Origin of the sequence: Martelella alba, assembly GCF_005217455.1 — a bacterium.
In the GTDB taxonomy this organism is placed as follows: domain Bacteria; phylum Pseudomonadota; class Gammaproteobacteria; order Enterobacterales; family Enterobacteriaceae; genus Acerihabitans.
Genome location: NZ_SZPQ01000080.1, coordinates 1 through 5,272, shown reverse-complemented (window position 1 = coordinate 5,272; position 5,272 = coordinate 1). Strand labels below are relative to the sequence as shown.

The 5,272-nt window shown below is 51.1% G+C and carries 10 protein-coding genes; 6 read left to right on the top strand and 4 right to left on the bottom strand.

Annotated features, from left to right (window positions below):
* Positions 1-477 precede the first annotated feature (477 nt).
* From FCN80_RS25115 to FCN80_RS25100, 4 genes are all read right to left on the bottom strand, one after another.
* Positions 478-678, bottom strand: coding sequence for a hypothetical protein (locus FCN80_RS25115; RefSeq protein WP_136993039.1), 201 nt, complete (start codon positions 676-678; stop codon positions 478-480).
* A gap of 410 nt (positions 679-1,088) precedes the next feature.
* On the bottom strand, positions 1,089-1,466 hold the full coding sequence (locus tag FCN80_RS25110) for a hypothetical protein (protein ID WP_136993038.1): 378 nt from the start codon (positions 1,464-1,466) through the stop codon (positions 1,089-1,091).
* Positions 1,463-1,675, bottom strand: coding sequence for a hypothetical protein (locus FCN80_RS25105; protein ID WP_136993037.1), 213 nt, complete (start codon positions 1,673-1,675; stop codon positions 1,463-1,465). Before FCN80_RS25105 ends, FCN80_RS25110 begins: the two co-directional genes overlap by 4 nt.
* Positions 1,676-1,925: 250 nt before the next feature.
* Positions 1,926-2,558, bottom strand: a complete 633-nt coding sequence (locus tag FCN80_RS25100) for a LexA family protein (RefSeq protein ID WP_230492948.1) — start codon at positions 2,556-2,558, stop codon at positions 1,926-1,928.
* 90 nt (positions 2,559-2,648) lie between these two features.
* On the opposite strand from FCN80_RS25100, the gene FCN80_RS25095 reads away from it, so the two are divergent.
* The 6 genes from FCN80_RS25095 to FCN80_RS25070 all read left to right on the top strand — a co-directional run.
* The gene (locus FCN80_RS25095) at positions 2,649-2,876 is read left to right on the top strand and encodes a transcriptional regulator (protein ID WP_136993036.1); all 228 of its coding nucleotides are present in this window, start codon (positions 2,649-2,651) and stop codon (positions 2,874-2,876) included.
* Positions 2,877-3,051: 175 nt separating this feature from the next.
* Positions 3,052-3,507 (top strand): hypothetical protein, encoded by a 456-nt coding sequence (locus FCN80_RS25090; protein WP_136993035.1) that lies wholly within the window; start codon positions 3,052-3,054, stop codon positions 3,505-3,507.
* Between the two features lie 36 nt (positions 3,508-3,543).
* Positions 3,544-4,014, top strand: a complete 471-nt coding sequence (locus FCN80_RS25085) for a YmfL family putative regulatory protein (RefSeq protein ID WP_136993034.1) — start codon at positions 3,544-3,546, stop codon at positions 4,012-4,014.
* The gene (locus FCN80_RS25080; RefSeq protein ID WP_136993033.1) at positions 4,011-4,295 is read left to right on the top strand and encodes a hypothetical protein; all 285 of its coding nucleotides are present in this window, start codon (positions 4,011-4,013) and stop codon (positions 4,293-4,295) included. The genes FCN80_RS25085 and FCN80_RS25080 overlap by 4 nt, the downstream gene beginning before the upstream one ends.
* Positions 4,288-5,106 (top strand): Rha family transcriptional regulator, encoded by an 819-nt coding sequence (locus tag FCN80_RS25075; RefSeq protein ID WP_136993032.1) that lies wholly within the window; start codon positions 4,288-4,290, stop codon positions 5,104-5,106. Before FCN80_RS25080 ends, FCN80_RS25075 begins: the two co-directional genes overlap by 8 nt.
* 73 nt (positions 5,107-5,179) lie before the next feature.
* A partial coding sequence (locus FCN80_RS25070) for a DUF4222 domain-containing protein (RefSeq protein WP_230492949.1) occupies positions 5,180-5,272 on the top strand: 93 nt, incomplete at its 3' end.

Below are 5,272 nucleotides of genomic sequence, written 5' to 3'. Positions count from 1 at the left end.
CCACCGGCTGTTGGATGTTTGACTATGAGCAACGGTTAATCACGCCGCACTCTGTTACCCCTCTCAAAGCCCTCTGTTATATGCCGGCCTTCCACCGGCTCGCCCGGGTAACCCCGGGTTGGCGCTGTTTCTCCGCGATTACTCACCAGATCCCCGCGGTCGTGTCGTGCCGCTGTTTGGCGCTCCGCGTGCTGCTGGTGCCCGAACCGGGAGACGCTGTTTTGTTGGTGCCGACCTTCCAGCCAGCGCGGTTCGGATTCCCGTACTTACCAATGCATACGGCTTACGAACTCCGCGGTGATCTATGACAGGCGTCGCCGCGGCGGTGGTACCTGAAAACTACTCGCGCTCTCAGTGGTATAAGTGAGCGGCTGGAGTCGAACCAGCTGTAGGGCGGATAACCCCAACAATCACCCGATCGCACAACCGGTTGAGCACTACCACAACATAGCGGTTTGGGTTATGAGCCGGCCGCTATCAGTGCTCATGCGGTTGAGCAATCGCTATGGTAAAATCGCCAGAGCACTCACCACAGCAGTAGAAACACCAATCACAACCAGCAAGGCCACGAAGCGCCGCCATTCCCCTCGATGTTCTTATAGCTTTTTCCCACATCCACTGATAAAGCGCCTCATTAGAAATCCCTTCTGCTACAACCATCGGTTCAGGTTTCTGCATTTTGGCTATCCTCAACTGCCTTTTCGGCGAATCATCCGGTCATTCATGTGCCACCGCCGGCTACGTTCGTGGGCATCCTTTCCTGACTTCCTTATCAACCGTGGCTCCTGCCGTGTTCCGTGTCGATGGAAGTAGTTTATTAAATACTAAACACATGTGTCAAGTGTTTATTAAACACTAAATGATGTGTTTGCTAAACTCTGTTGATTTCAAAGAGAATTTATTTTGAAAAAATCTTCCCCAGGCCCGGCCTGGGCGCAAAACGGGAGGGATTGGCACCGCGGAAAGCTCAGATTTCATTAAATCGTGTTTACTCTGCACCACGGTAGGTCAGGATTTGTACAGATTGGGGGGGCGGGAGAGGGTGATAGGCACAAAAAACCCGGCGCTGGGCCGGGTCAGGGAGATATTTAATTGATCTCTAGAACGATAGGGTCTTTTGACACGAACCCAGCTTTTCTCTGAACGGTTACAACGCTTTGTATCACCCATACCTTGCCGATCCGCACATCATTCTTGATGGCGCATGGTAGATGGATATGGGTTTTGTTGCACCTTATGGTGAAAGTGGTTCCTTCCGGATACGTTATCACCGTAGTTAGGTGAGTATCTATGAATGTTCTGAAAAGCTCATCAAGTTCATTTAGCGATATCGCAGGGTTGTTTCTCGGATCATTAAGACGTTCAACGGCGGCATGAAATGTAAAATGTAACTCGACACAATCTTCAGCAAGTATGTCGTTTATTTCAGCCTCAAGGTCAAGAATTCCCTGTCGAGTGATGCTCATAGATGCGCGGCCGTAACAGTTCTCAGCTTGCGATTAAGTTCATCGTCAGATTTTGCGTGAACGGTTCCGACATGGCGGCTTTCAGTCAGCGTACCCACTCTCACGTCGAATTCTTGATTATCAAAAGAATCAACGAAAACGCATTTTCCATCTTCTGGGTTGTAGAACGCTGCGTAGTTTTGGGCGATTTGCATATCGAATTTAAACATAGTGATCTCCCGCAGGGAGTCATCCCGCATGTAGTACAACTGAATATTACCGTAAAGGTTAGAACAAGCAAGAAAAATGGATCACATTTTTTAGTTATGGACAAGTCCCAAAAACACAAAATGAATTCTTATTAAATATCATATATATGTACAGACTGTATGTATGTCCATAGCTTAAAATTAAGAGGAATCGTACCCCACCCCTTAGGGGAGCATCACACCAGCACCGAGTAACAGAAGACGCGGTAGGTTAGGGGAGCATCATCTTCGTCTCGACGCCAACGCCGATGATGGTGCAATTCCCATTGATAGGCAGTAACGGCCACATCGGGTTAAGCCCCTTGAGGTATCGCTGTCCGCCGTCTATGACGAGCCTTTTGAAGGTAGCCTCGTTGTCGTCGGTCAATTTCGCAATCACCAGACTGCCATTCTTCGGCTCTTTGCCGGTATCGAACAGAACATAAGTCCCTTCCGGTATGCTTAAGCCAGTCGGCGCCGTCATGGAATCGCCTTCCACCTTCAGCCAAAAACCATCGCCTTCGATATGCGCATTGGATTCCAGCCACAGATCGATATCCTTCAGGGTATAGGCTTCAATGGCCTCATGCCATGCACCAGCCTGGACGGTGCTGAGGACGGGGTATTTCTTCCCTGGGACATAGGGCGCAACAAATTTAACATTATTGTCAAATTTTCCTGTGATCGATATGTCCAGGTAACCTCCCGGCATGCCATACGTTCGTTCTAAACGTCGAGCTGCCCTCTCACCAAAAGATGCTCTTCCGGTCATGAGTTGCGACAAGTAACTTTTTTCTTTTGGGGGCAAAGGATTCCCTTTGAACCATTCCGCCAGGCGCTTGCGCCGATTCTCTGTAATATCCATTCGCTCATTTTGATTAGTATTCGCTAAACAAGCAAATACTTGACTATAAGTTTAGTGTTTAATAAACTCGTCTCAACCAAGAGGTGACACATGGAACTGAAAAAATACATCGACTCTTTGGGGCGAGGTGAAGCCAAGAAATTGGCGACCGTCCTTGGCGTTTCCAGCTCTTTTCTTTCCCAGATGGCATCAGGTCGGTGTGCAATTTCTCCAGCTCGATGCGTTGAAATTGAAAATGCAACGAATGGAGTCGTTGGCCGCAAGGACCTGAGGCCAGAAGACTGGGCAAAGATCTGGCCTGAATTAGAAGCAGCCTAACCGGCGCTCCGGCGCCACTGTTCTTTAAAACAACTGATCCGCTCCGCCGGTGTGGAGCAACCCTTTGTGACAGGTCAATACATACCTTAAGAAAGGCTTCGCCCAGATATTTTCCAACAGAATAGCCAGCCGGCGGCCTAAATATAACTACCAGAGAAAAAACAAAGAGGTAGCCATGAGAATTAACAAAACATTGCTGACCGAATTGGAACGGTTATCTCCAGGATCCGTGCTGGTGGATGAAGAAACGGGTGAAATCGTGCTGATTGGTTGGCGATTAGAACAATTTGTAAATCCCAGCCGCGATCAGGACAGTCCCCAAAATATCGAAGCCAATACCTGTAAATGTAAGGGTGCACAGGTGCCTGGAGATTTTTCCAGTAGGCCGGCCAAGGGGATCAAGCATGAAAGCCTCTCTATATGGATGATTAATCCACTCACCCAAACCCCAAAAGAAGCAACCAAGGGAGGCAAAAGCGACCGAGGCTGTGGGATATACAGGAAGAAAACCCCCGCCATTAATAATGAATATAACAATTCCAACAACAATCAGGACCTTGTACCAGTGATCAAGAACCAACTTAGACAAAGGGTTGTTCATTTTTTTACCCACATTTTTCTACGTCGATAGGCCCGATTTCCCGATTCTAATCTAAGAGAAAACAACATGGTAGAGCAAAACCTCAAAGACGTTGTGAAGGCCATGTGCAAAGCCTACCCAGGCGGCCGTTCCGCTATGGCTGGCGCTCTGGGCATGAGTCTGGAGACGTTCAACAACAACCTGTACCAGAAAAACAGCTGTCGTTTCTTCGAAGTCGACGAGTTGGAGGCGATGGAAGACCTGTCTGGGACCAACTACCTGGCCGACTATTTCGCTCGCCGCCGCGGTGACCTGCTGGTGGAGCGGCCGAACCTCGAAGAGCTCGACCGTGTTGACTTGTTTTCGAGAGCGATGCGTTCCGCTGCCGCCCGCGGCCAGGTGGATCAAATCATCGCTCAGGCATTGGAGGATGGCGTCATTGAAAAACACGAGGCGCAGGAGATTGAGGTATTTCACCGGCGCCATATGGCAGCGCGTGAAGAAGAGGTCCGCGCCATCGTGGCGTTATTCAGCCGTAAGAAAGGAGCCTCGAAATGAGCGCCTTACAAAAAGTTGAGGCTCGCGAGTATGCAGCTCCCGAGCCTCGTTGCGTTTGTATCAGTGGAGACAGTCAACGCGAGATCAGTGTACCGGTAAACACCGGGTCCATGCAATTCCGTTGCCGGCCTTTTGTGAATACCGATCTCAGCCAGCCGCTTGCGTATGACGTCATCGTAAACCAGCCGGGCGAACCGGCCAACTACCAACCGGTGGTGGATCGGGTAGAGCTGGGACGGGCCTGGGCACGATTTTACAGGGTAGGGGGAGAACATGGTTAATCTGCCGACAACACAAATCACCATGACCAGCCTGGAGCTGGTGGACTACATCAACGCGGAGCGGGCGGAAAAGGCTGGGGCGGCCGGTGTCGAGTTTCCAAGCAAGGGGCATCCACAATTGCGTCACGCCGATTTCATGACGAAGGTCCCTAAAGTGTTGGGTGAAAATCACTCAACGAAATTTTTCGCTCAGTACACTGACAGCACCGGCCGGGATTTGCCTTGTTTCCGGTTCCCTAAACGTGAAGCCTGCCTGTTGGCCATGAGTTACAGCTATGAGCTACAGGCGAAAGTTTTCGACCACATGACCGAACTGGAACAGCAGTTAGCACAACCTCAGTTGGCGCCGGCCAGGGCGGAACAGGTCAGGTCGGGGCTGTGGATTCTGGAAACCGCGGCGCGGATGTTAAATCTATCGAATTCATCCCGCCTGGCAGCCCTGCAACAGTTGCAGGAGTTCGCCGGCGTTCCGATATTTCTGCCGGCCTACGCCATTGACGCACCCAGCGATGCGACAGACGGCTCCAGTCGGACAACGGCGGCCATCACTACGCTATTGGCGCGTTATGGCTCAGACCTGAGCGCGCCGGCGGCGAACCGTATTCTCGAAAGGCTGGGCATCCTGGAGCGGAAACAGCGCCCGAGTACGCGTTATGGACAACGTCAATTCTGGTCCATCACAAACGCGGGGCTTGTTTATGGCAAAAACGTCACCGACCCGCGCAGCCAGCGCGAAACTCAACCCCATTTCTACGAATCCCGATTCCCCCACCTGATTGAGCGGATCACCTCCGCCAGGGGGCAATGCTGATGCACAACTCTACGAAACCGCAGATCACCGGATCAACCTCGACCGGGTTTACACGGACCGATACGGCATTCGGGTGCATGTCATTGGCTGGGAACCCGAAAAAGGCCGGGTTATTTTTATGCGGGACGGCTATCCCTACGAATGCATGCAGCCGGTTGAACAGTTC

Bases quoted from the DNA above. Each gene is read 5' to 3' on its own strand.
- FCN80_RS25105 (WP_136993037.1), bottom strand. From the start codon at position 1,675: ATGTTTAAATTCGATATGCAAATCGCCCAAAACTACGCAGCGTTCTAC.
- FCN80_RS25075 (WP_136993032.1), top strand. From the start codon at position 4,288: ATGGTTAATCTGCCGACAACACAAATCACCATGACCAGCCTGGAGCTG.
- FCN80_RS25090 (WP_136993035.1), top strand. From the start codon at position 3,052: ATGAGAATTAACAAAACATTGCTGACCGAATTGGAACGGTTATCTCCA.
- FCN80_RS25100 (WP_230492948.1), bottom strand. From the start codon at position 2,558: ATGGATATTACAGAGAATCGGCGCAAGCGCCTGGCGGAATGGTTCAAA.
- FCN80_RS25115 (WP_136993039.1), bottom strand. From the start codon at position 678: ATGCAGAAACCTGAACCGATGGTTGTAGCAGAAGGGATTTCTAATGAG.
- FCN80_RS25095 (WP_136993036.1), top strand. From the start codon at position 2,649: ATGGAACTGAAAAAATACATCGACTCTTTGGGGCGAGGTGAAGCCAAG.
- FCN80_RS25085 (WP_136993034.1), top strand. From the start codon at position 3,544: ATGGTAGAGCAAAACCTCAAAGACGTTGTGAAGGCCATGTGCAAAGCC.
- FCN80_RS25080 (WP_136993033.1), top strand. From the start codon at position 4,011: ATGAGCGCCTTACAAAAAGTTGAGGCTCGCGAGTATGCAGCTCCCGAG.
- FCN80_RS25110 (WP_136993038.1), bottom strand. From the start codon at position 1,466: ATGAGCATCACTCGACAGGGAATTCTTGACCTTGAGGCTGAAATAAAC.